Origin of the sequence: Sphingomonas crocodyli, from assembly GCF_004005865.1 — a bacterium.
GTDB classification, from domain to species: Bacteria; Pseudomonadota; Alphaproteobacteria; order Sphingomonadales; family Sphingomonadaceae; genus Rhizorhabdus; species Rhizorhabdus crocodyli.
The window spans coordinates 1,478,725-1,502,859 of sequence record NZ_SACN01000001.1; the positions used below are offsets into that span (position 1 = coordinate 1,478,725).

Genomic DNA, 24,135 nt, shown 5'->3' on the forward strand with positions numbered 1-24,135 from the left:
GGGGCATTGCCCGCCCCGGCAAAACCCGGATCAGAAGTCGACCTTGAACTCGACGAGGAAGCGGCGCGGTTCGGCATAGAGCTGCCCGCCGAAACCGAGCGAACCGAAGTCGATGCCGTACATCACCTGATCCTCGTTCAGCAGATTGTCGCCCGAGAGCGCGATCTCACCCTTGGCCCGTCCACCCAGAGCAATCTCGCTCAGCGCGATGCGCGCGCTGACCGTGTTCGTCGCCGGGCCGGCAATGTCCCGCTGGAACGGGTTCACCGCATCGTTGGGATGGTAGAAGATCTTGCTGCGATAGGCATAAGCGACCCGTGCCGACAACACGCCCATGCTCATCGGCGCAAAGGTATAGTCGGCCGCCAGGTTCGAATTGAACTTGGCCACGTTCGGGAAGCGCGCGGTCGCCGCGATATCGCTGACCGTGTTGGTGTTGGGGTTCAGGAACAGGAACTGCTTATACTTCGGATCGGTGTAGCCCATCGATCCCGACAGCGTCAGCCCTCGCGCGGGAAGCGCGGTGATTTCCAGTTCGACGCCCTTGAACTCGGCCTTGCCCGCATTGACCAGCAATGTCGTGGCGCCGCCGCTGCCCGCCGCGAATTGCGGCACCTGCAGATCGTCATATTTGCTCAGGAACGCCGCCGCGTTGATGCGCAGATGCCGGTCGAACAGGTCCAGCTTCGCACCGGCTTCGTAGGAGGTCAGCTTTTCCGGCTTGAACGAATTGAGCCGATAGACGCCGCCGGGGCAGGCGCCCGTCGCCGTCGGCGCGGTGCAGATGCCGTCGGCGCGCGGATTAAACCCGCCCGATTTATAGCCGGTCGAACCCTTGGCATAGACCAAAGCAGACGGCGCGACCTGATAGCTGAGCGAGCCCAGGAATGCGGTATTCTCGAAGCTGATCCCCTGCGACGTGTTCGATGCGTTGGGCACGCCGTTGGTCGCGTTGGCGATCGTCGTGGCCTTCTTGTCCTTGGTGTAACGGATGCCGCCGGTCACCTCGAGCTTCTCGTCCAGCGCCTGCGGCTTCCAGCTCAGCTGCCCGAACGCGGCGTAGGATTTGGACGTCTGGCGATAGGCGGCGAGCGGCGATGTGTTGAGGCCGATCAGGTCGATATTCTGCGCGACCAGCGCATCGCGCACCGCCGTCGGTATGCCGAGGAACGGCAAGGCGAACGGCGACAGAACCAGCGTCAGATTCTGGTTGTTATTCTCCGACACGCGCTCGCGGAAATAATAGGCGCCCAGCACGTAGGAGAAGTCGCCAGTATTGCCGAGCAGCTGCAACTCTTCCGAAAACTGGCGCTGGCGCTGCGGCGAATTGAAGCCGTTATAGGGCGACACCGATTTGATCGAGGTGAGCGTGGGCGATGTGAAATCGAGCACGCGGCCCTTCAGGTCGCCCTGGCCGGACAGCGACAGCGAGTTCTTCATTAGCAGCTTGCGGTAGCCGGTGATCGACTTGATCGTGAAGGCATCCGACACTTCGTAGGATGCGGTCAGGCTGTGGCCCTGGCTGCGCGTCTGCGATCCGTAATTGTTGCCCGGCAGGCCGCTCGGCTGCTGGAGGCCCGAGTTCAGGCGCACGCCCGCGCCGATGAACTGGAGCGGCGCGCCGCCCAGGCCGGCGGAGCGGCCATAATAAGTGCGCGCGTCGGGGCTGAGCGCGACCGTCTGGAAGAAGGCCGAGGCACCGGTGCGATCGTCCCAATCGAACGCATAGTTGAACTGGAACGCGCCGAAATCACCGCGCAGGCCCAGCCCGAATGCGTCGACGTTCAGCGAGCCCGGATCCTTGCGCTTTGGGGTGAGCAAATTGTCGAAATAGCCGTTGCGTTCGCGGTGCAGATAGGTGGCCGAGGCGGAGAGGCCGGAATCGCCGAACTCGCCGGTGTCGATGCGGACCTTGCCCGAAATGTTGCGGCGGGTGCCGTAGCCGACCTTGGCCGACACGCCGAACTCGTCCTGCGGCTTCTTCGACAGCAGCTGGATCGCGCCGCCGGTCGTGTTGCGGCCGAACAATGTGCCCTGCGGACCGCGCAGCACCTCGATCCGCTCCACGTCGACCAGATCGAACAGCGAGCCGGCGCTGCGCGCGACATAGACGCCGTCGAGATAGATGCCGACGGCGGTGTCGAGGCCGAGCGACGGATCGGTCTGGCCGATGCCGCGAATGGTGATCGACGCGGCGGACAGCGACGAGGATTGTTGGCTGATGATCAGGTTCGGCGCGACCTGCGCGACCTTGTCGACCGACTGGACGTTCATCTTCTCGAGCGTCTTGTTGTCGAGCGCGGTGATCGCGATCGGCGTCTTCTGAAGCGATTCCGATGTGCGGCGCGCGGTGACGACGATGTCCTGCAGGGTGGCCACGCCTTCATCCGATTGCGCGGCCGGTGTGGTCGGTGCGGTTTGCGCGAACGCACTCGTGCTGGCGACGGCCAGCGCGATCAGCGCCGGACGCGCGAGAAGAGTCACTTTGTCCATAATGTCATCCCCATCTACCTGAGTGCGCCCAGGCTGTTTTGAGGCCGCGCGCAATCGCGCGAAAACGCGATCTGCACGGCCCGGTTGATTGTCAGCGCGGATTTGCGAGACAGGGTGTAACAGTTAACCGCTCTTCGTCCTTATAAGGGCGTCTAATGGCTGATTTTCCGGCGTTTCGGAGCCATGCGTCCCCGCACTGGTGCTGCGATCGCGACAGGCGCTGCTTGTCGTCCGGATAAGAAAGCAGCCCACAGGGCGGGGAGAGGAAATGGCATCGCAATTTGACGGAAAGGTCGCGCTGGTGACGGGCGCGGGCGGCGGGATCGGGCGTGCGACGGCGATCGCTTTCGCGCGCGAAGGGGCGCGCGTGGTGGTCTCGGATCTGCCGGGCGATGCGGGCGCGGAAACGGTGTCCATGATCGCGTCGGCCGGGGGCGAAGCGCGCTTCATCCCCTGCAACGTCGCGGATGAACAGGCGGTCGACGCGCTGATCGCCGGGACGGTCGATGCCTTCGGTCGGCTCGATGTCGCGTTCAACAATGCCGGCGTCAATCTGGAAGACGATATGTGGGACAACCCGGTCGCCTTCGAACGCACGCTCGCGGTCAATCTGGCGGGCGTCGCCGCGTGCATCCGGGCCGAAGTGCGTCAGATGCTGGCGCAGGGATCGGGCGGCGCGATTGTCAACACGTCGTCGATCAACGGCATCACCGGATCGCCGCAGGTGGGCTATGTCGCGTCCAAACATGCGGTGATCGGCCTTACCCGATCGGCGGCGCTGACTTACGCGCGCGCGAGCATTCGCGTGAATGCGGTCTGCCCCGGCGCGGTGCGCACGCCGATGACGGCCAAGTTCGATGCCATGCCGGAAATCCGCGCCGCGATCGAGCAGATGACCCCGATGGGTCGCATCGCCCAGCCCGAGGAGATCGCTTCGGCGGTCCTCTGGCTCTGTTCGGATGGCGCCAGCTTCGTGACCGGCCATCCGCTGGTCATCGACGGCGGCGCGACGGCGCAGTGAAGGAGAGGATCATGGCGCGCGGCAGCAACAGCCATCCCGCCCTTTTGTCCGAAGGGCGGATCGGATCGATGGTTCTCAAGAACCGGATGATCGTCACCGCGATGGGCGTCAGCCTGTCGGAAGCGGACGGCACGGTCGGCGATCGGCTGATCGATTATCATGTCGCGCAGGCCAAGGGCGGGGCGGGGATGATCATCACCGGCGTCACCGGGGTCGCCTGGCCGGTGGGCGGCGTATCGCCCAACCAGACCGCGATTTCGGACGATCGCTTCCTTCCCGGCCTCACCCGGCTGGCCGATGCGGTTCACGCGGGCGGCGCGAAGATTGCCGCGCAGCTCCATCATGGCGGGCTGGTCGCGGCCTATTCGGCGCTCGACGGGCATCCGCTCTGGGCGCCCGCGATCCCGCCGGGCGTCAGCGCCGACTTCATCCAATATTTCCTGCCCGAAGAAATCGCCGCCTTCATCGGCGACGGCACGATGCCGTCGATCAAGGTGATGGACGAGGATGATATCGCGCTCGCCATCCGCCAGTTCGCCGACGCCGCCGTCCGCGCCAAGAAAGCGGGCTTCGACGGGGTCGAAGTGCATGGCGGGCACGGCTATCTGCTGTCCGCCTTCGTCTCGCCCGTCACCAACAGCCGCACCGACGGCTATGGCGGCAAGACCGCACCCGAACGCGCCCGCCTGCTGATCGAGGTGGTCCGCGCCGTCCGCGCCGCGATCGGCCCCGATTTCCCGATGTGGGTGAAGATCGACAGTCGTGAGGTCGGCAAGGAAGGCGGCATCACGATCGACGATGCGCGCGCGATCGCGCCGCTGATCGAGGCGGCGGGCGCCGACGCGATCACCGTCAGCGCCTATCACGATATCGGCCAGGCCAAGCTCCATTCCGCATCGAACATCCCGCACGAACCCGGCGCGCACCTGGAATCCGCCAAGGCGATCAAGGAGACTTTGCGTATCCCCGTCATCGCCTCGGGCCGGCTGGAAATGGATGTCGCGGACAAGGTGCTGGCGCGCGGCGGGTTCGATTTCTTGGCGATGGGGCGCAAGCTGCTCGCCGATCCCGAACTGCCCAACAAGCTGGCCGAAGGGCGCATCGGCGACGTGCGCCCGTGCATCTATTGCTACACCTGCGTCAGCAACATCTACATCCGCGTGCCGGTGCGCTGCGCGGTGCGGCCGGAGACGGCCTATGAAGGGCAGGATTGGCTGCCGAAACATGACAAGCGCCGCGTCGTCGTGATCGGCGGCGGGCCGGGCGGGATGGAGGCGGCGCGCCGGCTCGATCTGGGCGGAGACGAGGTGATCCTGCTCGAAAAGGCCGATCGGCTCGGCGGCACCTTGCGCTTCGCGGGTCTCGCCTACGAACCCAATGAACGGCTGCTCGATTGGCTGCGCGGGCAGATCGATGCATCGTCGGTCGACGTGCGGCTGGGCACCGAGGCGACGGTCGATCTGGTCACGTCGCTGCGGCCCGATCGCGTCCTTGTCGCGACCGGCGCGGTGCGCGATATGCCGCCGATCCCCGGCGCGGAACACGATCATGTCTTCAGCGGGGATGACATGCGCGCGATGATGTTCGGCGAGAGCACCGACGCGCTCAAGCGCAAGACCAGCTGGACGACGCGCCTCGCGACCAAGGTGGGGGCCGCAACCGGCGCCACCGCCAATCTCGATCTGGTTCGCAAGGCGACGCGCAGCTGGATGCCGCTGGGCCAGAAGATCGTGATCATCGGCGGCGAACTGGTCGGCTGCGAACTCGCCGAATTCCTGGTCGAGCGCGGGCGCGACGTGACGATCGTGGGCGATGCCGTCCGCTTCGGCGGCGGGCTGACCGCCGTGCGCCGGATGCGGCTGCTGCCCGAACTTGCCGAACATGGCGTCGCGATGTTCCCCGGATCGCGCGACATCGCGATCGACAAGGATGCGGTGCGCTTCGTCGACGGCAATGGCGCGGCGCAGGCGGTGCCGGCCGATCATGTCATCGTCGCGATGGGCGCGCATGGCGACACGAGTCTGGCCGATCAGCTGACCGCCGCCGGGCTGACGGTGCGGAGCTACGGCGACGCGACGGGCGTGAGTTACATCGAAGGCGCGATACGGGGCGCAGCCGAGGCGGTTGCCGCAGGCTGACGTCCCGACGCGGAGGAGGAGACGGATATGCTTTTGAAAGACAAGGTCATCATCATCAGCGGCGTCGGGCCGGGCATGGGGCAATCGCTTGCCCGGATCGCCGCAGCGGAGGGCGCGAAGGTCGGCCTCGGCGCGCGCAACAAGGCGTTTATCGACGGGGTCGCGGACGAAATCCGCGCAGCAGGCGGGGAGGCGGTTGCCGTCCCCACCGACGTCACCAGCGCCGACCAATGCCGCGCGCTGGCGGCGGCGACAGAGAAGGCGTTCGGCCGGATCGATGGCCTCGTCAACTCGGCCTATATCCACGGCCCCTGGCAGACGACCGACGAGGTCGACGTGGCCGAGTTCGCCGCGGTCTATGACGTCAACTGCGCCGGTGCGCTCCGCATGGCGCAGGCGTGCCTGCCCGCGCTCAAGGCGAGCAAGGGCGCGATCGTCAACGTCTCGACCCAATCGACCGTCGATCCCTTTCCGGGCGAAGGCGCCTACGGCACCGCCAAGGGCGGCCTCAACGCGCTGACCCGGCACATGGCGAAGGATTTCGGCCGCCACGGCATTCGCGTAAACCTGACCCGCATGGGCTGGATCGGCGGCGCACCGGTCTATGGCTATATCGACAGCCAGGTCGCCGCCGGCCGCGACCGCGGCGAAGTCGTCGGGGAGATCACCGCCCGCATCGCGCTGGGCATCATCCCGCCCGAGGAGGATTGCGCCAAGGCCGTCCTGTTCCTCGTCTCCGATTATTCGAAGGTGATGAGCGGCGCCTCGGTCGACGTGAATGGCGGCCAGTACATGGCGCCGTAAGGGGAGGGCACTACCGATGATGTCATTGCAGGAAATGTCGGATCGGCTGGAGATCCAGGATCTGTTCGCGCGCTACAGCTTCGCGATCGACGATCGCAACTGGGATGCGCTCGACAGCGTGTTCACCCCCGATGCCGCGATCGACTATACCGAGACGGGCGGCGCGAAGGGGAATGTCACCGAGATCAAGGCGTGGCTGCCCACGGTTCTCGGCAACTTCCCAAAATATCAGCACATGGTCGCGACGACCCAGCTGACGCTCGACGGCGATCGCGCGAAAAGCCGGACGATCCTGTTCAACCCGATGGTGATGAAGGCGGGGGACGGCGGAACGCAGACCTTCTTCATCGGCCTGTGGTATCGCGACGAACTCGTCCGTACGCCCGACGGCTGGCGCATCGCATCGCGCTATGAGGAGATGGCCTATAGCCACAATGCGCCGATGATGCAGGCGTCCGCCTAAGTGAAGCTGATCAGGTGCGAGATATCGCGCACCTGATCGGTCGGCCGCCCCGCTTTGGCCAGATGGTGCGCGGTGATCCGTTCGTCGGGGCCGAGCGGGCGCACGACCTCGATGATGCGATCATATTCGGTACGCGCGATCTTCCAGCGCCCGTCCTCGCGCCGATAGACGTCGCGGTAGATCGCGCTGCCCATCGTGTGCCGCCGCTGGCCCAGCGAGATGAAGATATCCTCCAGATACCAGATGCCCGTGGCGCTGTCGGGGCCGGTCAGCTCGATCTCGGGCATATGGCCGTGGTGCATCGCCACCGCCTGCGCGTTGAAACTGTTGGCAAGGAACTCGACCATGTCCGTCCGCCCGGTCAGCTTCACGCAATAATCCCCGCCGCGATATTCGACCACCAGATCGTCGGTGAACAAGGTGTCGAGCAGCGCCAGATCGGCGGTGTCGATCCCCCGGAAATAGCGATGCTTGAGGGTGCGGATATCCTCGAAATCCGAAAGCTGCTGAAGCGTGTAGGTCATGGCGAATCCCGTCGCTGATAGCTGTTCAGACTGGGCGCGGCCGTGCCGCGGGGCGAGGCCATCCGGCGGGAATCCGGGATGGCGGTTTCCATGTCGGGCTTTTCGATTTTGTTGAACGTGTGCGACGATTTTATCGCTCTGCATCGTAAAAATGGTTCCGGTTAGACATTTCCCATCAGCTTCTTCGAGACGAAAGGGACGAACGATGAGCAACTTTGTCACCACCAAGGACGGCGTCGAAATCTTCTACAAGGATTGGGGTTCGAAGGACGCGCAGCCGATCATGTTCCATCATGGCTGGCCGCTGTCGGCCGACGATTGGGACGGGCAGATGCTGTTCTTCCTGTCGAAGGGCTATCGCGTCATCGCGCATGATCGCCGTGGTCATGGCCGCTCGCAGCAGGTCGATTTCGGGCATGACATGGCGCACTACGCCGCCGATGCCGCCGCGGTCGCCGAACATCTCGACCTGCGCAACGCCATCCACATCGGCCACTCGACCGGCGGTGGCGAAGTCGCGGCCTATGTCGCCCGTCACGGCATCCCGCAGGGCCGCGTCGCCAAGGCGGTGCTGGTGAGCGCGGTTCCCCCGATCATGCTCAAGACCGATCGTTATCCGGGCGGCCTGCCGATCGAGGTGTTCGATGGCCTGCGCGCCGGCCTTGCCGCCAACCGCGCCGATTTCTTCCGCGCCGTCGCCTCCGGTCCCTTCTACGGCTACAATCGCGAAGGCGCCGACGTGAAGCCGGCCGTGATCGACAATTGGTGGCGCCAGGGCATGATGGGCAGCGCGCTCGCCCATTATGAAGGCATCAAGGCGTTCTCCGAGACCGATCAGACCGACGATCTCAAGGCGATCAGCGTGCCGACCCTCGTTCTCCACGGCGACGACGATCAGGTCGTGCCGTACAAGAATGCCGGGCTGCTGCAGGCCGAACTGCTGCCGAACCCGACCCTCAAGATTTACGAGGGCTATTCGCACGGCATGCTGACGGTGAATGCCGACGTGCTCAACGCCGACATCCTCGCCTTCATTCAGGGCTGACGAACCTTTGGCCGGTGGGATCGCACGATCCCGCCGGCTTTACGGTGCCGGCGTAATCACCGCGCGGCACTCGCCAAAGCCGATCGAGGCGCGCCCCTCCGCCGATGCGGTCGCGCGCAGGATCACCTCGTCGCCATCCTCCAGAAAGGTGCGCGTCTCGCCGGTAGGCAGCGCCACCGGCTCCTTCCCGCCCGCCGAAATCTCCATCAGGCTCCCGAAGCCGTCCTTCGTCGGCGCGGAGATCGTGCCGGTGCCCAGCAGGTCGCCCGGATTGAGGTTGCACCCGTTCGACGCGTGGTGCGTCACGATCTGCTGGACGGTCCAGTACATGTTGGACGCGGGGCCGCGGCTCAGACGCATCGGCGCGACGCCATCGGCGCGCATCTTCGCGGTCGAGAGATAGACTTCGAGCGTCAGGTTCAGCGCGCCCTCCGCCTGATCCTCCTCATCGAACAGATAGGGCAGGGGCGCCGGATCGCCTTCGGGGCGCGGCGGCTGCGCGATGCGGAAGGGCGCCATTGCCTCGGCGGTCACGACCCAGGGCGAGACGGTCGAATGGAAATTCTTGGCCAGGAACGGCCCGAGCGGCTGATACTCCCACGCCTGAAAATCGCGCGCCGACCAGTCGTTGAGCAGGCAGAAGCCCGCGACATGCCGCCCCGCTTCGCCGATCGCGATCGGCTGGCCAAGCGCGTTGCCCGCGCCGATCCACACGCCGATTTCGAGTTCGTAATCGAGCCGTCGGGTGGGGCCATAGTCGGGCACGTCGGCATCGGGCGCCTTGCGCTGCCCGTTGGGCCGTACCACCGGCACGTTCGACGCCCGCACCGATGATGCGCGACCATGATAGCCGATCGGCACATATTTATAGTTGGGGAGCAGGGGGTTATCGGGCCGGAACTGGCGGCCGATATTGTTGGCGTGGTGAATGCCGACATAGAAATCGGTATAGTCGCCGATCGCGGCCGGCAGGTGCAGAGTGCACTCCGTCGCCGGATGGAGATGCGGCTCCAGCGCCTTCCTGTGCCGATCGTCCGCCAGCATCGCCGACAGCGCCTTGCGCAGCAGCCGCCGATCTTCGCCCGGCAGCGCGAACAAGGCGTTGAGCGTCGGCTGGCCGATCGCGTCGCGCACCGTATCGGGCAGGCGTTCGGCGATCGCGGGCAGATCGAGGATCATGTCGCCGATCGCCACGCCGGCGCGGCGCCCGCCTTCCTTCGCCGAAAAGATGCCATAAGGCAGGTTCTGGATCGGGAAATCGGCATGGCCGTTCGCGCTCTCGACCCAGCTCGTGCGGGCGGAATCGTGGGTCTCGTCGATCATCGCGGCAGCTCCGCCTTGGGGAAATCGGACCAGCAGGCATCATAATCCGGCTGGAGCAGGGGCGTCTCCATCGCGAAGCGCGTCGGTCGGAAGACGTGGCGGCTTTCGAACATGAAGGCCATCGTGTTGGCGATCCTGTGCGGCTTCAGATCGGCAGCGACCGCCGCCTCGTAACTCGCGCGATCGGGGCCATGCGCGCCCATGCGGTTGTGGAGCGACGCCCCGCCCGGCGCGAACCCGCCGACCTTCGCATCATAGGCGCCGGTGATCAGGCCCATGAATTCCGACATGATGTTCCTGTGGAACCACGGCGGCCGGAACGTCCCCTCCGCCACCATCCAGCGCGGCGGGAAGATCACGAAGTCGATATTGGCGGTGCCCGGCGTGTCGCTGGGCGACGTCAGCACCGTAAAGATCGACGGATCGGGATGATCGAAGCTGACCGTGTTCATCACATTGAACCGGCGCAGATCGTATCGGCAGGGCGCGAGATTGCCGTGCCACGCGACGACATCGAACGGCGAATGGTCGATCGTCGTGGTCCACAGCTTGCCTTCGAACTTCATCACCAGCTCGGTCGGCCTATCCTCATCTTCATAGGCCGCGACCGGCGTCTCGAAGTCGCGCGGATTGGCGAGGCCGTTCGATCCGATCGGGCCGAGATCGGGCAGGCGGAAGGCGGTGCCATAGTTCTCGCACACATAACCGCGCGCCGCGCCATCGACCGGATCGACGCAGAAGCGCACGCCCCGCGGGATCAGCGCGATCTGGAGCGGTTCTACATCGAACGCCCCCATCTCGGTCGTCAGCCGCAGCCGCCCCTCCTGCGGGACGATCAGCATCTCGCCGTCCGCATTGGCGAAGGCGCGCGCGTTCATCGCGCGGTTGATCGCGTAGAGATGAACCCCGCAGCCCTCATTGCCCGCATAGGTCGTGAGGCCGTCGATGAAGTCCGTCGCCGTCCCGGTGATCGGCAACGGATCCCAGCGCAGCCGGTTGGGGCTCACCGGCCCGTCGGGCGCGCGCAGCAGGCCGCCGCCATCATAAGGCACAAATGCCGCATGGTTCGCCGATGGCCGGATGCGATAGAGCCAGCTGCGCCGGTTCTCGTGGCGCGGCGCGGTGAAGGCCGTTCCCGACAACTGCTCGGCGTACAGCCCGAACGGCACCTTCTGCGGCGAATTCTGCCCCACCGGCAGCGCGCCCGGCACCGCCTCCGTGGCGAAATGGTTTCCGAAGCCCGTCAGCATCGGCGCTCTCCTGTCCGGCCTGTTCAGGCGTCGACCGCGATCACGCCGCGCCGGATCTGATCGAGTTCTATCGACTCGAACAGCGCCTGGAAATTGCCGTTGCCGAAGCCTTCATTGCCCTTGCGCTGGATGATCTCGAAGAAGATCGGGCCGAACATATTCTCGGTGAAGATCTGCAGCAGGATGCCTTCGTCGCGTTCGACGCTGCCGTCGATCAGGATGCGGTTGCGCTTCAGGCGGTCCAGATCCTCGCCGTGGCCGGGCACGCGCTTGTCCACCAGCTCGTAATAGGTCTCGATCGTGTCCTGCAGCCGCACGCCGCGCGCACGCAGCTTTTCGACCGTGTCGTAGATATTGCCGGTGGTCAGCGCGAGGTGCTGGATGCCCTCGCCCTTATATTCGCGGATGAACTCCTCGATCTGGCTGGTCTCGTCCTGGCTTTCGTTCAGCGGGATGCGGATCGCGTGATCCGGCGCGATCATCGCCTGGCTGAACAGCCCGGTCGCCTTGCCCTTGATGTCGAAGAACTTCTGCTCCTCGAAATTGAAAAGCGTGCGGTAGAACTCGCTCCACACTCGCATCTGCCCGCGCCGGACATTGTGGGTCAGGTGGTCGAGCAGGTCGAGACCGACCGAGTTCGCCGCCTCCGCCTCGCGCCAGCCGGGGAATTCGGCCCAGTCGGCGTAGAGATCGTCGCCATCCTTGATGAAGTAGAGGTAGGAGCCGCCAATCCCCTGGATCACGGTGTCGTCCTCGTCTGTCCGCTTGGCGCCATGCTCCAGCGCCCATGTCATCGCCGCCGCCGGATCGGCGACGCGGAAGGCCATCGCGCTGGCCGACGGACCATGCTCGCCCCGGAACGCCGCGACCCGGCCCGCATCGTCGCGGTTGAGCATCAGGTTGATGCGCCCCTGCTTGTATCGGGTGATGTTCTTGCGCGGGTGGCGGTGCGTGGGGACGAAGCCCAGCTGCTCGAACTGCGCGGCCATCGCCTCGGGATCGGGCGAGGTGAACTCGACGAACTCGAAGCCATTGAGGCCCAACGGGTTGGCATCCTCAGCCATGATCACATCCTCTCACTTTGTCTGATTTTGTCGCGCGCATAGGCTTGAGTGCCGTGCGTGTAGATCCGGTCGGTCGGCAGCAATGTGTCGACCGCGAAATCGGGTTGGCCGTCGAGCGCGGCGTAGAGCGGGGCGAAATCGGTCTCGATCGTCTGGCGCAGCAGATCCTCGAAACTATCGATCACGAAATAGCTCTGCTGATAATCGTCGATCCGATATTCGGTCTGCATGATCCGGCGCAGATCGAAGCCGATCCGGTTGGGCGAAGGATCGTCGAGCGCATAGATCGACTCCCCGTGCGAGGAGACGATGCCCGCGCCGTAGAGCTTCAGGTCGCCGCCCTGCCGGATCAGCCCGAACTCGACGGTGTACCAATAGAGCCGCGACAGCCGCTCGATCGCGCCGAGGCCATCGGCGCGCAGCCCGCCCTGGCCATAAGCCTGCATATAATCGGCGAAGACAGGGTGGGCGAGCAGGGGCACATGGCCGAAGACGTCGTGGAAGACGTCGGGTTCCTGCAGATAGTCGATCTGGTCGGGCGTGCGGATGAAGTTGCCCGCCACGAAGCGGCGATTGGCGAGATGATCGAAGAAGACGCGATCGGGGACGAGGCCGGGAACGGCCACGACCTGCCACCCCGTCGCCTTCATCAACCGTTCGGACAGCGCCTCGAAATCGGGAATGCCGGGCTTGTCCATCCGCAGCACGTCGAGGCCCGCCATGAACTCGGGCACCACGCGATCGGGCAGCATCTTCGCCTGCCGTTCGAACAGTCGGTCCCAGGTCGCATGTTCGGCAGGCGTATAGGCGGCCCAATCCTGCGGGATCGTCCAGTCCGGTGCGGCGCCCGCGGGCGGCGAGGGATCGTTCAGGGCCATGCGAGAAAATTCCCACAGACCGCCGGAAAATTCCTTCCAAAGATTCAGCCTGCCGGCGGCTTCACGAAACAGATGTTTCGAAAATCGATAAGCTGCGGAATGGTTTCGCGATCCGCAATGATTCTCGGCATCTGTCCGGTAGGGGCGGCCTTTGGCGGCTTCGTCCTAAATCTGCGCCCCGGTATAAAAAGGGCATGTGCCTAAATTTTAATCGCCCCGCGCTACGGATCTGGGCGGGGTCGCAGTAAATCGCTTTAAAACGGCGGAAAACAGCCGCCTTTGCAGGAGGCAGATAGTGCCGCGCAAGGGCGTAGTTCCGCCAGGCGAACAAAACGGCTCAACTTTGTTGTGACAGTTTGGTTGCTCCGTAGCTTCGATGCGGCAAGGCAGCGAAGGGAGGCGCTTATGCGTAAGAGGGAATTTCTGGTCGGGGCGGCAACGCTTGCGATCGCAATCGGGGCGCCGACCGGCGCTTATGCACAGACCGCTCCGGCGGACACCGCCGCCGACAGCGGCACCGACATCATCGTCACCGCACGTCGCCGTGAAGAATCGCTGATCGACGTTCCGATCGCGATCAACGCGCTCGGCGAAAATGCGATCGTCGAAAAGGGCGTCAGCTCGGTCGACAAGGTCGCACAGCTCACGCCAGGCCTGCAGATGGATCGCGGCTTCTCGCCCGCGGAAATCCGTCCCAGCCTTCGCGGTATCGCGCTGACCGAAGGTCGCTCGAACGTCGCGATCATCGTCGACGGTGTCGATGTCACCGGCGTCACGCTCAACAACATCCTCGGCGGTTCGGGCGCGCAGACCGCGGCCGCGCTGATGGATCTCGAGCGGATCGAAGTCGTGAAGGGGCCGCAGACCGTCTATTTCGGTCGTTCGGCCTTCGCCGGCGCGATCCAGTTCGTCAGCCGCGAACCGTCCTTCACCACCGGCGCGAAGATCGACGGTGCGCTGGGCGATCGCGGCCGTCGCGAAATCACCGCGCACATCACCGGCCCGGTCGTGGAAGACACGCTGGCGGTCAAGCTTTCGGGCACCTACCGGAACTTCAACGGCTTCTACAAGAATCCGGGCAACGGCCAGCATCTGGGCGGCAGCGAGACCTATGGCTTCGGCGGCTCCGCGCTGCTGAAGACCGGCGCCCTGAAGCTCAAGACCCAGCTCAGCTATCTGCGCGACCATATCCAGCCGAACGCCGGCTACATCACGCCGCGCGCGAACACGACCCTGTTCGGCGTGAATTATATCGGTGAGAAGGAGTTCGATCAGAGCCAGATCGGCATCTCCACGAACACCGATTATTACGGCTCCAAGTCGCGCACCTGGCGCGGCGTCATCAACGGTGAGCTGGAACTGGGCGACGGCTTCACGCTGAACTCGATCACCGGCTACAACCGCACGAAGGGCAGCATCAAGCTCGACTTCGACAACAAGCCGGACAACGTGCCCACCGGCACGATCACCAACGGCATCCAGAACTGCGTGCCCGCGATCTGCGTCGGCATCTTCGACAGCGATACGTCGCTGCGGCAGCTCAGCCAGGAAGTCCGCCTGAACTACGACAACGACTCGTTCCACGCGCTGCTCGGCGGTTACTATTTCGACGAAAACTATACCGAGGTGGATTATACCCGCTTCGTCGGTTCGCAGTCGTTCGTCACCGGCAGCCGTTCGAACATTCCGGGCCGTCCGGCCGGCCTGTTCACCAACACCTATTCGGCCTTCGGCTCGCTCGAATATGAGTTCGCCGATGCCTTCACGCTGACCGGTGAACTGCGCTACAATCATGAGAAGATCCGGGCCTATGCGGCCACGTTGTTCAACTCGCTGAACTCGTCGGGTTCGACCGCGATCAACTTCCGTGGAAAGACCAGCTTCGACGCCTGGCTGCCGCGCGTCAGCGCCAGCTACAAGATCGATCCGGATACGAACATCTACGCCACGATCTCGAAGGGTTCGAAGCCGGGCGGCTTCAACACCGGCGCGGTTGCGGACTCGGTCCGTCCGTTCGGTCAGGAAAAGATCTGGACCTACGAACTCGGCACCAAGGGCCGCTTCTTCGATCGTCGCCTGACGCTCGACGCCGCGATCTACTATTCCGATTGGCGGAATATCCAGGTGACGACGGTCTGCTTCGGTCAGAACAGCCCGTTCGGCCCCGAGGCGCAGTGCCCGGCCTTCGCCGGCATCACGACGAACTACATCATCAACGCCAAGAAGGCGACGGTGAAGGGCCTCGAGCTCGGCGCCGGTCTGAAGGCCACCGACTGGCTGACCTTCAACGCCAACTACGCCTACACGGACTCGAAGTATAAGGACTTCGCGGCCCGCGACGTGTTCCCGGCGGTGGCGGGTGCGGTTCCGCGCCAGTTCGGCGGCAACCGCGTGCAGTGGATCCCGAAGCACTCGCTGTCCGGCAGCACCCGCGTCGAAGCGCCGGTGATGGATGATGGCACCAAGGGCTTCTTCGAAGTCAGCGGTCGCTATCGTTCGGGCAAATATGTCCGCTTCGACAATCGCGTCCGTCTCGATGCCAAGGCCGTGTTCGACCTGCAGTTCGGCCTGAAGGGCGACGACTGGTCGGCATCGATCTTCGTCGACAACGTCTTCAACGACACGACCCCGGATTTCAGCCGCTATTACGGCAACTGGAACCCGAACCGGACGAACGGCGAATATATCGTCGCTCCGCCCAAGCGTGCCTTCGGCGTCCGCGCCAGCAAGGAATTCTGATCCCCGACATCCGGCGGGCCTCGTTCACCCGCCGGATGTTCCTACAAGGCAGGCCGCGGTCGTCCCCACGACCGCGGCCTGTTTTGCGTTTGGCTAAGGTGCGTCGGGCTCATCGAGCCACATCGGAAGGTCGCGGCGGGCATCGAGCACACGCCACACGTCGATATGGTCGTCCCGTTCCATGTAGAAGACCAGCCACGGGAAGCGGGCGAGCCTGCGATACCGCAGGCCGGGCAGGTTTAGTTCATGCGCGTAGCGTGGCGAGCCGATGCCGGGATGCTCCCCGATCGAACGATAGGCCGCCTCGAGTGCCTCGACGAAGCCGAGTGAGACGTCCGGCCCGGCCTCAAGTCCATAATGATCGATGGCGTCCGTAACGTCGCGATGGGCCTGAGCGCGCGGAACGACCCATTTTGCGGTCATGCCGTGGGACGGGCGCGGGCGCGTAATTCCTCGAAATAATCGCTGTCCGCCGGAGCGCCGGGCGCGGATTCGGCACCGTCGAGCAGCAGCCGGCGCAGGTGCTGGCGATCCTGCTCCCTGCGGATCAACTCACGCACATATTCGCTGCTCGTGCCATAACCGCGTCCTGCGACCTGTTCGTCCACGAACGCCTTGAGCTTTTCGGGCAGCGAGATGTTCATCGTGCTCATGACGAGCAAGATATTTGCTTTGGCAAAAATTGGCAAGAATTGGCGTCGGATCACCGCTTCGGCAGCGCGAAGGCGATCACCCAGTCTCCCGGTTTCGATTGGAGCAGCGCGCTGCCGCCGGCGGCGATCACGACATATTGGCGGCCGCCCGCGCTGTAGCTGATCGGGGTCGCCTGCGCGCCGGCGGGCAGGCGGGCGCGCCACAGTTCGCGGCCGTCGGCTGTGGCGAAGGCGCGCAGATAGGCGTCCTGGGTCGCGCCGACGAAGGTGAGGCCGCCCGCGGTCGTGATCGTGCCGCCCATGTTCGGTACGCCCATCGGGATGGCGAGGCCGCTGCGCAGGCCGAACGGCCCGCTGTCGCGCATCGTGCCGAGCGGGCGGCTCCAGGCGAGGCGGCGCGTCTTGAGGTCGATCGCGCCGATCTCGCCAAAGGGCGGGCGCGTGCAGGGTATGCCCAGCGGCGACAGGAATATCTGCGGCAAGGCGGCGTGGCGGATGCCGGCATCGGGCTGGACGCCCGGAAGTGCTGCGATCGGTGCGGGCGGGGCACCCGTCTCGCCTTTGTCGATCAGGTGGGTGCGCACGGCGAGATTGCCCCAGTTGGCCAGCACTAATCGCCGCTCGGGATCGTAGGACAGCCCGCCCCAGTTCACGCCCCCGGTCGAGGAGGGAACGGTGATGCTGCCGCCCACCGATGGCGGGGTGAACGGACCTTCGTAGCGCGCGCTATAAAATGCGATGCGGCACCATAGCTGGTCGAACGGGGTCGTGCCCCAGATGTCCGCGCCGCTTATCCGCTGTCGCCCGAGCGCGGGCATGTCGATCGACAGCGGCTGGGTGGGCGCGGCGCTTTCGCCGGGGAAGTCGCTGCGCGGCACCGGGCGTTCGATCACGCGGGTCAGCGGCGTGCCGGTGCGCCGGTCGAGCACGAACACCGCCCCCGTCTTGGTCGCGAAGATCGCGGCGGGAATGTTGCGCCCACCCGCCGGCCAGTCGACCAGCAGGGGCGGGGAGGACAGGTCGTAATCCCACAGATCGTGGTGGACCGTCTGGAAATGCCAGCGCTCGCGCCCGGTGCGCGCGTCGATCGCCACCAGCGATGTCGCATAGCGGTTCGACGCGGCCGATCGGTGCGTGCCGACGAAATCGGGCGTGCTGGAGCCGAGGGGCACGAGGAACTGGCCGAGCGCGGGATCGATCCCGATCGGCGCCCAGGCATTGGGCGTGCCGCGCGTGAAGATGCCGTCGGCCCTGCGGCCCTGCGGGTGTGCCAGATCCCACGCCCAGACGAGGTGGCCGTCGATCGCATCGAAGGCGCGGATCACGCCCGATGCGCCGTCCACCATCACCCCGTCCTTCACGCCGCCGCCCAGCACGACGATGTCGCCGATAACGGCGGGCGGGGATGTCTCGGTGTACATGCCCGCCGGGATCGGACCGAGCCCTTCGGTCAGATCGACCTGCCCACCGCGCCCGAACCCGCGACACAGCTTCCCATCACGCAGGTCGAGCGCGATCAACCGCGCGTCCATCGTCCCGATCAGGATGCGTTCGGCGCATGCGCCTGCGGTCGCGGAGCGGTGGTAAGAGACGCCCCGGCACCGCGCGTTGCCGCGCAGCGCCCCGTCTATCCCCACATCGTGGCGCCACACCTGCCGCCCCGTCACCGGATCGAGCGCGATGACGTCATCGTCGGGGGTACAGAAGACCAGCCGGTCGCCGATCCGGATCGGGGTCGCCTCGAAGCTGGGCGTCGAGCCCGGATAGGTCTCGCCGGTGCGATAGCTCCACGCAATCTCCAGCGCGCCGACATTGGCGGGCGTGATCTGCCGATCGGGCGCACGGCGCGATCCGTCGGGCGATCGGCCGTAGAGTGGCCAATCGCTGTCGGGGGCAGGGGCGCCCGCACCCGCCGGCGCCTGGGGCGGCCGGACGAGCCATAGAGTCAGGCCGCCGACGGCCACGACGATGCCGGCGATCAGCATGAGCCGCGTCGCCCGACGGCGGATCGCGGAAATCAGCATGATCAGTCCGAACAGGCCTGGCAGCCCCGCAATCGGGAGCAGCGCCCATGCATCGAAGCCCAGCGCGCGGATCGTCGCGATCGCAGCGACGGCGATGGTGAGGAACAGCAGCGCCACACCAGCGGCGGGGTGGCGCAGATAGGCCCATCCCGCGCCGATCGTCGTAGCTCCGGCAATCGCGGTACCGATACCGCCACCAGCCATGATCAACAACGCCCCGCCGATCGTCAGCCACAGGCCGGCAAGGATCAGCAGAGCCGACAGGACGATGCGAAATCCTGTCGGCGGCGTGTGCATCAGGGGAAGGTCAGCTCCAGCCCGCCCGACACGGTGATCGCCTGTCCGCTGATCGCGGCGGCGGCGTCGGACAGGAGGAAGGCGATCATGCCCGCCACATCATCGGGCGCGCCGACGCGGCCCAGCGGCGTGCGCGGCTCGATCATCGCGCGGAAGGCGGCGGCGCCTTCGGCCCCCATCGAATCCGCCACACTGTCGCTCCAGATGAAGCCGGGCTGCAGCGCATTCACACGCACGCCGGTCGACGCGAAATCGCGCGCATAGGCCAGGCTGAGCCCGATCATCGCCGCCTTCGATCCGCCATAGGCCGACGCGCCATAGCCGGCGCGGATGCCCGCGACCGATGCGATGTTGATGATCGCGCCGCCGCCGCTCGCCGCAATCGGATGAAGCGCCTCGTCCATGCCGGTGCGCATGCCGCGATAGTTGATGTCGGTCAGGAATTGCAGATCGGCCTGCGCTAGTTCGGCGATCGTCCGGTTCTTCTGCTCGCCCGCATTGTTGATCAGGCCGTGGATCGCGCCGCGTGCGGCGATCACGCTGGCGATCGCGGCGGTCCACGCATCCTTGCTGGTGACGTCGAGCGACACGGTCATCCCGTCGCCGCCCGCCGCACGGACCAGATCGAGCGTTTCCTGCGCCAGCGGCTGCTTGCGCCCGCCGACCGCAACGAAGGCGCCAAGGCGCCCCATCTCGATCGCGGTTTCGCGGCCGATGCCCGATGTCGCGCCGGTGATCAGGATCGTCTTGCCGTCGAGCCGGGGCGAGGCCGCACCCGTCGCACTGCGTCCGTCGAGCGTGATGACCGCGCCGGTCATGAAGCGGCTACGATCGTCGATCAGCGTCTCGGTCGCCGCGCGAACATGTGCGGGATCGGCCGAAGCGGGGAAGCCCAGCCGGTTCGACCGCAGCGTCAGCCCCGCCTTCGTTGCATCGAGCAAAGCGCCCGACAGCGCCAGCGTGAAGGCGTTGGCAGCAGCGTCGAGTTCGGGGGTGGGCTTGCCGGGTTCGGCGGTCAGATATTGGACCAGCAACGTGCCCTGTCCGCGCATCAGCCGGTTGGCGTTGCGCGCCGCGAGCCACGCCGAATGGAGCGCGACCTCGGCCTTCACCGCGCCCAGCGCGGCGGGCGGGCAGTGGACCTGCAGGTCGATCACGTCCCCGCCGATCAGCGCCGCGATCCGATCCCAATCGGCCTCGACCGCGCAATCGGCCTCGATGATCTCCGCGCCCGCCAGCGCCGCCAGTTTGTCGCGCAGGCCCGCATCGCAATCGCGATCGACCGTGAGGATCAGCCGGTCGCGCCGGCCCGCGAGCAACTCAGCCGCGATCAGGCCGAAACGGGTGCCGGCATTGGACAGGAGCGCGGTCGTCATCGCCTCAGAACCCGATCGACGCGCCGAAATTGACGTAGAGCTGCGTCTCGCCGGTCGTCGCCAGCGCGCTGATCGCGTCGGCGGGCGGATAGAAGAAATAGGCATGGCGCGGGCCGGTTTCGCCGCCGTCGACCGCCAGGCCGCCCTCGATCACGAACATTTCGAGATAGGTCGGCAGGCTCGAAACGCTGCTCGTCCAGCCGGCGGGCAGCTTCACGAAGGCGCTGCCTTCGCCCGTTTCCGGATCGGTGCTGAGCACACAGACTTCGGCCGTGCCGCCCAGGAAGTTGGCGACCGTCCAGCCTTTGTCCTCCACCGGATCGCGCATCGCGGTCGGCGCACGGGGCGGGGTGGCGCCTTCGACCGTGTAGAGATCGGTCTTCAGTGGCTCGGGCACGAAGTTGAAATCGAGATCGCGGCCGACGCGCGACAGGAACAGCGATTCCTCACGGATCGCGCTCTTGAAACCGTGGACGGTCAGCGGCGGATGGAAGACATAGGTGCCGGGCTTCACCCACAGCCGGCTGTCGAAGCTGAAATCGCCCGCGACGCCGAGGATTTCTTCATAGGTGTGGTGATAATGCGCGACCTTGGGCGGTTCGTAATTGTCCGCCGGGCACAGCCGCTGCAGCGCGGTGCGCGCGCCCGTCTCGGTGTCGCGGCTCAGCATCTTGCTGTAGAGACCTGCGGGGCCAAGCGGCGCCCAATCCATCGCATCCACATCCAGAGCTTCGATCCGCGGTCGCATTGGCAAATCTCCCAAAGTCCAAGCGATATGACATTATCATGGCGTCGTGGTCGCAACACCGCGACACCGACTTTGTTCGCCACGCGACGTTTCGTTAGGATGAATTCGCCATTTTCGATCGTGACGCGCAGGGGCATGCTCGCAAGGAATCGCATAGGGGCAGTGCGGTGATCGAGACTTTTCGCGTCGATATTTCGGAATGCCGGCACGATCATCAGATCGGGGTCGAGCCATTCGAGGACTGGGGCAGCCCAGCGCAGGTGCGCGCGCTGCGCCGGCTCGACGACGGATCGCTGCGCAGCGGCCTGATCGCGCTGCCCGCCGGATGGCAGGGCACGGCCGGCGACGCGCCGCTGACGCAGATCTACGTCCGTTCGGGCCGGTTCGAAATTGACGGGCGCAGCCTTGCGGCGGGCGCGTGGGTCGTTCTGGGCGGCGGCTATGAGGCCGCGTGCGGATCGGCCGAGGGGTGCGAACTGATCGCCATCTTCGACGCGCCATGCGACCAGTCGGCCGAACGTGCGCCGATGATCGAGATCAACGAGGACGTGTTCGCGATCGAGCCGTTCACGCCCGTTATCGGGGGCAAGCCCTTCACCGGATTCGAACGCCGCGTTCTGTGGCTCGATCCGCTGACCGGCGCCGACACCCGTCTGCTGCGCGTGCCCGGCGGCTTCAAGGGCGGCGGGCCGAACTGGCATCCGGTGCAGGAGGAAATCTTCTGCCTGGAAGGCGATATCCAGCCCGACGAAACCCGCCCGATGGGCGCCGGCTCCTTCCTGTGGAACCCCGCCTACAGCATCCACGGCTTTGCGGAACAGAGCTCAAGCGGGTGCCTGCTGCTCGAATGGCATGACGGCCCTTGGGCGATCACGCTGGAACCGGGCATCACGCGGCCCTGAGCGGCCGGCCGCTTCCCAAAATACGTCACCCCGGGCTTGACCCGGGGTCCCGCTTCTTCTTGCAGCCTCAGCTAAAAGCGGGACCCCGGGTCAAGCCCGGGGTGACGAAAGGGTGGGGAGGCGCAACGCACCTCCCCCAATCAATCAGGCGACCACCGGCTCGGCGCGGCCCGCATAGGGGACGTCGCGGTTGCCGTAGCGGCGGACGCGGATGTTGGCCTGTTCGCCGTGACCGGCAAAGCCTTCGAGGTCGCACAGGCGGCTGCAATATTCGCCGACCATCGCCGACGCGGCGTCGGTCGTGACCTTCTGATAGGTGCAGGTCTTCAGGAACTTGCCCACCCACAGGCCGCCCGTATAGCGCGCCGCCTTGCCGGTCGGCAGGGTGTGGTTGGTGCCGATCACCTTGTCGCCATAGGACACGTTGGTGCGCGGGCCGAGGAACAGCGCGCCATAGTTGGTCATGTTGTCGAGGAAGTAGTCCGGATCCTGCGTCATCACCTGGACGTGCTCCGACGCGATCTCGTCGGCGATGCGGACCATTTCCTCGTCGCTTTCGGCGACGATCACCTCGCCATAATCCTCCCACGCGCGGCGGGCGTGCGGCGCGGTCGGCAGGATCAGGAGCAGGCGCTCGATCTCGGCCATCGTCTCGCGCGCCAGCTTTTCCGACGTGGTGAGCAGGATGGCGGGGCTGTCCGGGCCATGCTCGGCCTGGCCGAGGATGTCGGTGGCGCACAGTTCGCCGTCGACGCTCTCATCGGCGATGACGAGCGTTTCGGTCGGGCCGGCGAACAGATCGATGCCGACCTTGCCGTACAGCTGGCGCTTGGCCTCCGCGACAAAGGCGTTGCCGGGGCCGACCAGGATATCGACCGGCGAGATCGACTGGGTGCCCAGCGCCATCGCGCCGACGGCCTGGATGCCGCCCAGCACGTAGATCTCGTCCGCACCGGCCATCACCTGCGCGGCGACGATCGCGGGGGCGGGCTTGCCCTGGAACGGCGGGGCGCAACTGATCACGCGCGGCACGCCCGCGACCTTGGCGGTGATGACCGACATGTGTGCCGACGCCAGCAGCGGATATTTGCCGCCGGGAACGTAGCAGCCGGCCGCGTTCATCGGCAGGTTCTTGTGGCCCAGGATGACGCCGGGCATCGTTTCTACCTCGACGTCCTTCATGCTGTCGCGCTGGATCTGCGCGAAGTTGCGGACCTGCTTCTGCGCGAACTCGATGTCCTTCAGGTCCTGCGCGGTCAGCTGGTCGAGGCACGCCTGCTTTTCCTTTTCGGAGAGCAGGAAGCTTTCGGGCGACCAGTTATCGAACTTCTGCGAAAGTTCGCGCACCGCCGCGTCGCCGCGCGCCGCGATGTCGGCAAGCGTGCGCTCGACGGTTTCGCGGACGCTCGCGTCGATCGCCTTCTTCTCGTCGGCCTTCGCGCCGCGCTTCAGCCAGATAGCCATGTTACGGAAACTCCTTGCGAAATCGCTTTTGGATTGTTCGGGATTATTCGGGGCGCGCCCATTTGCGTTCGAAGGCCCAGACGTCTTCGAACCCGATGAGCGAGCAGAATTGCTTGAAATCGAACAGGCGGCGCTCGCCACCCGAGCCGTCGCCGCCTTTCAGCGTGCGCAGGCAATCCTCGACCGCCGCCGCCGCGACCAGGCTGGTCAGCGCCGGGAAGATGGCGAGCGCGAAGCCGATTTCCTCGAGCTGCTTGGGCGGCAGGATCGGGGTCAGGCCGCCCGACGCCATATTGGCGAGGACGGACTTGTCGACGCCGGCGCAGAAGCTGCGCATCTGATCCTCGGTCGTCAGCGCCTCGGGGAACAGCACATCGGCGCCGGCCTCGGCATAGGCATCCATCCGGCGGCGCACGCCGTCCAGCCCTTCGCTCTGCATCGCATCGGTGCGCGCGATGACGAGAAAGTCGGCGCTCTGCTTGGCGTCGACCGCGACCTTGATCTTTTCGACCATGTCTTCGATCGGAACGATCTGCTTGAACGGGGTGTGGCCGCACTTCTTGGGGAAATCCTGATCCTCGATCTGGATCGCGGTGACGCCCGCCGCCTCATAGCCGCGCACGGTGTGGTGGACGTTCAGCAGGCCGCCATAGCCGGTGTCGGCGTCCGCAATGACCGGCGCGTTCGAGCTTTGGACCAGCGTCGCCATCCGGTCGGTCATCTGCGTGACCGAAGCGATCCCCGCGTCGGGCAGGCCGTAGGCGGATGCCGTCAGCCAATAGCCGCTGCCATAGACCGCGTCGAAGCCGACCTCGCGGGCGATCACCGCGGTGATCATATCCTGAATGCCCGGCGCCACGACGAAGTGGCCCGCGCGCAGCATCTCGGCAAGTTTCGGATCGGCCATCAAATCTCTCCCTCGGATGACC

General features: G+C 65.7%; 20 protein-coding genes. 7 read left to right on the plus strand and 13 right to left on the minus strand.

What is annotated here, in order from left to right; all coding sequences use genetic code 11:
* Positions 1-30: 30 nt before the first annotated feature.
* On the minus strand, positions 31-2,493 hold the full coding sequence (locus EOD43_RS06925) for a TonB-dependent receptor (protein WP_127742362.1): 2,463 nt from the start codon (positions 2,491-2,493) through the stop codon (positions 31-33).
* 268 nt (positions 2,494-2,761) lie between these two features.
* Between EOD43_RS06925 and EOD43_RS06930 the strand changes: the two genes are divergently transcribed.
* The 4 genes from EOD43_RS06930 to EOD43_RS06945 are packed head-to-tail and all read left to right on the plus strand — an operon-like array spanning position 2,762 to position 6,919.
* Positions 2,762-3,514 carry a glucose 1-dehydrogenase gene (locus EOD43_RS06930; protein WP_127742364.1) on the plus strand — a complete coding sequence of 251 codons (753 nt, stop codon included), beginning with the start codon at positions 2,762-2,764 and terminating at the stop codon, positions 3,512-3,514.
* Positions 3,515-3,525: 11 nt separating this feature from the next.
* Complete coding sequence (locus EOD43_RS06935; RefSeq protein ID WP_240653112.1) at positions 3,526-5,652, plus strand: oxidoreductase; 2,127 nt, start codon at positions 3,526-3,528, stop codon at positions 5,650-5,652.
* A 27-nt stretch (positions 5,653-5,679) separates the two neighbouring features.
* Complete coding sequence (locus EOD43_RS06940) at positions 5,680-6,456, plus strand: SDR family oxidoreductase (protein ID WP_127742366.1); 777 nt, start codon at positions 5,680-5,682, stop codon at positions 6,454-6,456.
* A 16-nt stretch (positions 6,457-6,472) separates the two neighbouring features.
* On the plus strand, positions 6,473-6,919 hold the full coding sequence (locus EOD43_RS06945) for a nuclear transport factor 2 family protein (RefSeq protein WP_127742368.1): 447 nt from the start codon (positions 6,473-6,475) through the stop codon (positions 6,917-6,919).
* Here EOD43_RS06945 and EOD43_RS06950 read toward each other — a convergent pair.
* Positions 6,916-7,443, minus strand: a complete 528-nt coding sequence (locus EOD43_RS06950; protein ID WP_127742370.1) for a nuclear transport factor 2 family protein — start codon at positions 7,441-7,443, stop codon at positions 6,916-6,918. The two genes, EOD43_RS06945 and EOD43_RS06950, sit on opposite strands and share 4 nt — an antisense overlap.
* A gap of 205 nt (positions 7,444-7,648) precedes the next feature.
* Between EOD43_RS06950 and EOD43_RS06955 the strand changes: the two genes are divergently transcribed.
* Positions 7,649-8,488 (plus strand): alpha/beta fold hydrolase, encoded by an 840-nt coding sequence (locus EOD43_RS06955; RefSeq protein WP_127742372.1) that lies wholly within the window; start codon positions 7,649-7,651, stop codon positions 8,486-8,488.
* 39 nt (positions 8,489-8,527) lie between these two features.
* Here EOD43_RS06955 and fahA read toward each other — a convergent pair whose 3' ends face one another.
* From fahA to phhA, 4 genes are read right to left on the minus strand one after another with little or no spacing between them, the layout of a single operon-like run.
* A complete protein-coding gene (gene fahA / locus EOD43_RS06960; protein ID WP_127742374.1) occupies positions 8,528-9,811 on the minus strand; it encodes a fumarylacetoacetase in 1,284 nt (427 codons plus the stop codon).
* Positions 9,808-11,061 carry a homogentisate 1,2-dioxygenase gene (gene hmgA, locus EOD43_RS06965; protein WP_127742376.1) on the minus strand — a complete coding sequence of 418 codons (1,254 nt, stop codon included), beginning with the start codon at positions 11,059-11,061 and terminating at the stop codon, positions 9,808-9,810. The genes fahA and hmgA overlap by 4 nt, the downstream gene beginning before the upstream one ends.
* 23 nt (positions 11,062-11,084) lie before the next feature.
* Positions 11,085-12,125 (minus strand): 4-hydroxyphenylpyruvate dioxygenase, encoded by a 1,041-nt coding sequence (gene hppD / locus EOD43_RS06970; RefSeq protein WP_127742378.1) that lies wholly within the window; start codon positions 12,123-12,125, stop codon positions 11,085-11,087.
* A 2-nt stretch (positions 12,126-12,127) separates the two neighbouring features.
* Entirely contained in the window at positions 12,128-13,003 is an 876-nt protein-coding gene (phhA, locus tag EOD43_RS06975) for a phenylalanine 4-monooxygenase (protein ID WP_127742380.1), read from the minus strand.
* Positions 13,004-13,408: 405 nt separating this feature from the next.
* Between phhA and EOD43_RS06980 the strand changes: the two genes are divergently transcribed.
* Positions 13,409-15,742, plus strand: a complete 2,334-nt coding sequence (locus EOD43_RS06980; protein WP_127742382.1) for a TonB-dependent receptor — start codon at positions 13,409-13,411, stop codon at positions 15,740-15,742.
* Between the two features lie 93 nt (positions 15,743-15,835).
* Here the strand turns inward: EOD43_RS06980 and EOD43_RS06985 are convergent, their stop codons facing one another.
* Genes EOD43_RS06985 through EOD43_RS07005 form a run of 5 tightly spaced genes read right to left on the minus strand, consistent with a single transcriptional unit; the run spans position 15,836 to position 20,840 of the window.
* The gene (locus EOD43_RS06985; protein ID WP_127742384.1) at positions 15,836-16,165 is read right to left on the minus strand and encodes a type II toxin-antitoxin system RelE/ParE family toxin; all 330 of its coding nucleotides are present in this window, start codon (positions 16,163-16,165) and stop codon (positions 15,836-15,838) included.
* On the minus strand, positions 16,162-16,386 hold the full coding sequence (locus EOD43_RS06990; RefSeq protein WP_206363500.1) for a type II toxin-antitoxin system ParD family antitoxin: 225 nt from the start codon (positions 16,384-16,386) through the stop codon (positions 16,162-16,164). The genes EOD43_RS06985 and EOD43_RS06990 overlap by 4 nt, the downstream gene beginning before the upstream one ends.
* A gap of 59 nt (positions 16,387-16,445) precedes the next feature.
* Entirely contained in the window at positions 16,446-18,716 is a 2,271-nt protein-coding gene (locus EOD43_RS06995) for a pyrroloquinoline quinone-dependent dehydrogenase (protein WP_127742388.1), read from the minus strand.
* Positions 18,716-20,092, minus strand: coding sequence for an SDR family NAD(P)-dependent oxidoreductase (locus EOD43_RS07000; protein ID WP_127742390.1), 1,377 nt, complete (start codon positions 20,090-20,092; stop codon positions 18,716-18,718). Before EOD43_RS07000 ends, EOD43_RS06995 begins: the two co-directional genes overlap by 1 nt.
* 4 nt (positions 20,093-20,096) lie before the next feature.
* Complete coding sequence (locus EOD43_RS07005) at positions 20,097-20,840, minus strand: cupin domain-containing protein (RefSeq protein WP_127742392.1); 744 nt, start codon at positions 20,838-20,840, stop codon at positions 20,097-20,099.
* Positions 20,841-21,007: 167 nt separating this feature from the next.
* Here EOD43_RS07005 and EOD43_RS07010 point away from each other — a divergent pair, with 167 nt between their 5' ends.
* Complete coding sequence (locus tag EOD43_RS07010; protein WP_127742394.1) at positions 21,008-21,742, plus strand: cupin domain-containing protein; 735 nt, start codon at positions 21,008-21,010, stop codon at positions 21,740-21,742.
* Positions 21,743-21,886: 144 nt separating this feature from the next.
* Here EOD43_RS07010 and hisD read toward each other — a convergent pair whose 3' ends face one another.
* Together hisD and EOD43_RS07020 are read right to left on the minus strand one after the other, a co-directional pair.
* Positions 21,887-23,206, minus strand: a complete 1,320-nt coding sequence (hisD, locus tag EOD43_RS07015; RefSeq protein ID WP_127742396.1) for a histidinol dehydrogenase — start codon at positions 23,204-23,206, stop codon at positions 21,887-21,889.
* Between the two features lie 43 nt (positions 23,207-23,249).
* Positions 23,250-24,113, minus strand: a complete 864-nt coding sequence (locus EOD43_RS07020; RefSeq protein ID WP_127742398.1) for an isocitrate lyase/PEP mutase family protein — start codon at positions 24,111-24,113, stop codon at positions 23,250-23,252.
* Between the last annotated feature and the right edge of the window lie 22 nt (positions 24,114-24,135).

What these genes read in the sequence shown, in the direction of transcription:
- EOD43_RS06930 (WP_127742364.1), top strand. Translation starts at nt 2,762, where the DNA reads ATGGCATCGCAATTTGACGGAAAGGTCGCGCTGGTGACGGGCGCGGGC.
- fahA (WP_127742374.1), bottom strand. Translation starts at nt 9,811, where the DNA reads ATGATCGACGAGACCCACGATTCCGCCCGCACGAGCTGGGTCGAGAGC.
- EOD43_RS06955 (WP_127742372.1), top strand. Translation starts at nt 7,649, where the DNA reads ATGAGCAACTTTGTCACCACCAAGGACGGCGTCGAAATCTTCTACAAG.
- EOD43_RS06950 (WP_127742370.1), bottom strand. Translation starts at nt 7,443, where the DNA reads ATGACCTACACGCTTCAGCAGCTTTCGGATTTCGAGGATATCCGCACC.
- EOD43_RS06940 (WP_127742366.1), top strand. Translation starts at nt 5,680, where the DNA reads ATGCTTTTGAAAGACAAGGTCATCATCATCAGCGGCGTCGGGCCGGGC.
- EOD43_RS06925 (WP_127742362.1), bottom strand. Translation starts at nt 2,493, where the DNA reads ATGGACAAAGTGACTCTTCTCGCGCGTCCGGCGCTGATCGCGCTGGCC.
- EOD43_RS06945 (WP_127742368.1), top strand. Translation starts at nt 6,473, where the DNA reads ATGATGTCATTGCAGGAAATGTCGGATCGGCTGGAGATCCAGGATCTG.
- EOD43_RS06995 (WP_127742388.1), bottom strand. Translation starts at nt 18,716, where the DNA reads ATGCACACGCCGCCGACAGGATTTCGCATCGTCCTGTCGGCTCTGCTG.
- EOD43_RS06985 (WP_127742384.1), bottom strand. Translation starts at nt 16,165, where the DNA reads ATGACCGCAAAATGGGTCGTTCCGCGCGCTCAGGCCCATCGCGACGTT.
- EOD43_RS07020 (WP_127742398.1), bottom strand. Translation starts at nt 24,113, where the DNA reads ATGGCCGATCCGAAACTTGCCGAGATGCTGCGCGCGGGCCACTTCGTC.
- EOD43_RS06990 (WP_206363500.1), bottom strand. Translation starts at nt 16,386, where the DNA reads ATGAACATCTCGCTGCCCGAAAAGCTCAAGGCGTTCGTGGACGAACAG.
- hmgA (WP_127742376.1), bottom strand. Translation starts at nt 11,061, where the DNA reads ATGCTGACGGGCTTCGGAAACCATTTCGCCACGGAGGCGGTGCCGGGC.
- phhA (WP_127742380.1), bottom strand. Translation starts at nt 13,003, where the DNA reads ATGGCCCTGAACGATCCCTCGCCGCCCGCGGGCGCCGCACCGGACTGG.
- EOD43_RS06980 (WP_127742382.1), top strand. Translation starts at nt 13,409, where the DNA reads ATGCGTAAGAGGGAATTTCTGGTCGGGGCGGCAACGCTTGCGATCGCA.
- hisD (WP_127742396.1), bottom strand. Translation starts at nt 23,206, where the DNA reads ATGGCTATCTGGCTGAAGCGCGGCGCGAAGGCCGACGAGAAGAAGGCG.
- hppD (WP_127742378.1), bottom strand. Translation starts at nt 12,125, where the DNA reads ATGGCTGAGGATGCCAACCCGTTGGGCCTCAATGGCTTCGAGTTCGTC.
- EOD43_RS07005 (WP_127742392.1), bottom strand. Translation starts at nt 20,840, where the DNA reads ATGCGACCGCGGATCGAAGCTCTGGATGTGGATGCGATGGATTGGGCG.
- EOD43_RS06935 (WP_240653112.1), top strand. Translation starts at nt 3,526, where the DNA reads ATGGCGCGCGGCAGCAACAGCCATCCCGCCCTTTTGTCCGAAGGGCGG.
- EOD43_RS07000 (WP_127742390.1), bottom strand. Translation starts at nt 20,092, where the DNA reads ATGACGACCGCGCTCCTGTCCAATGCCGGCACCCGTTTCGGCCTGATC.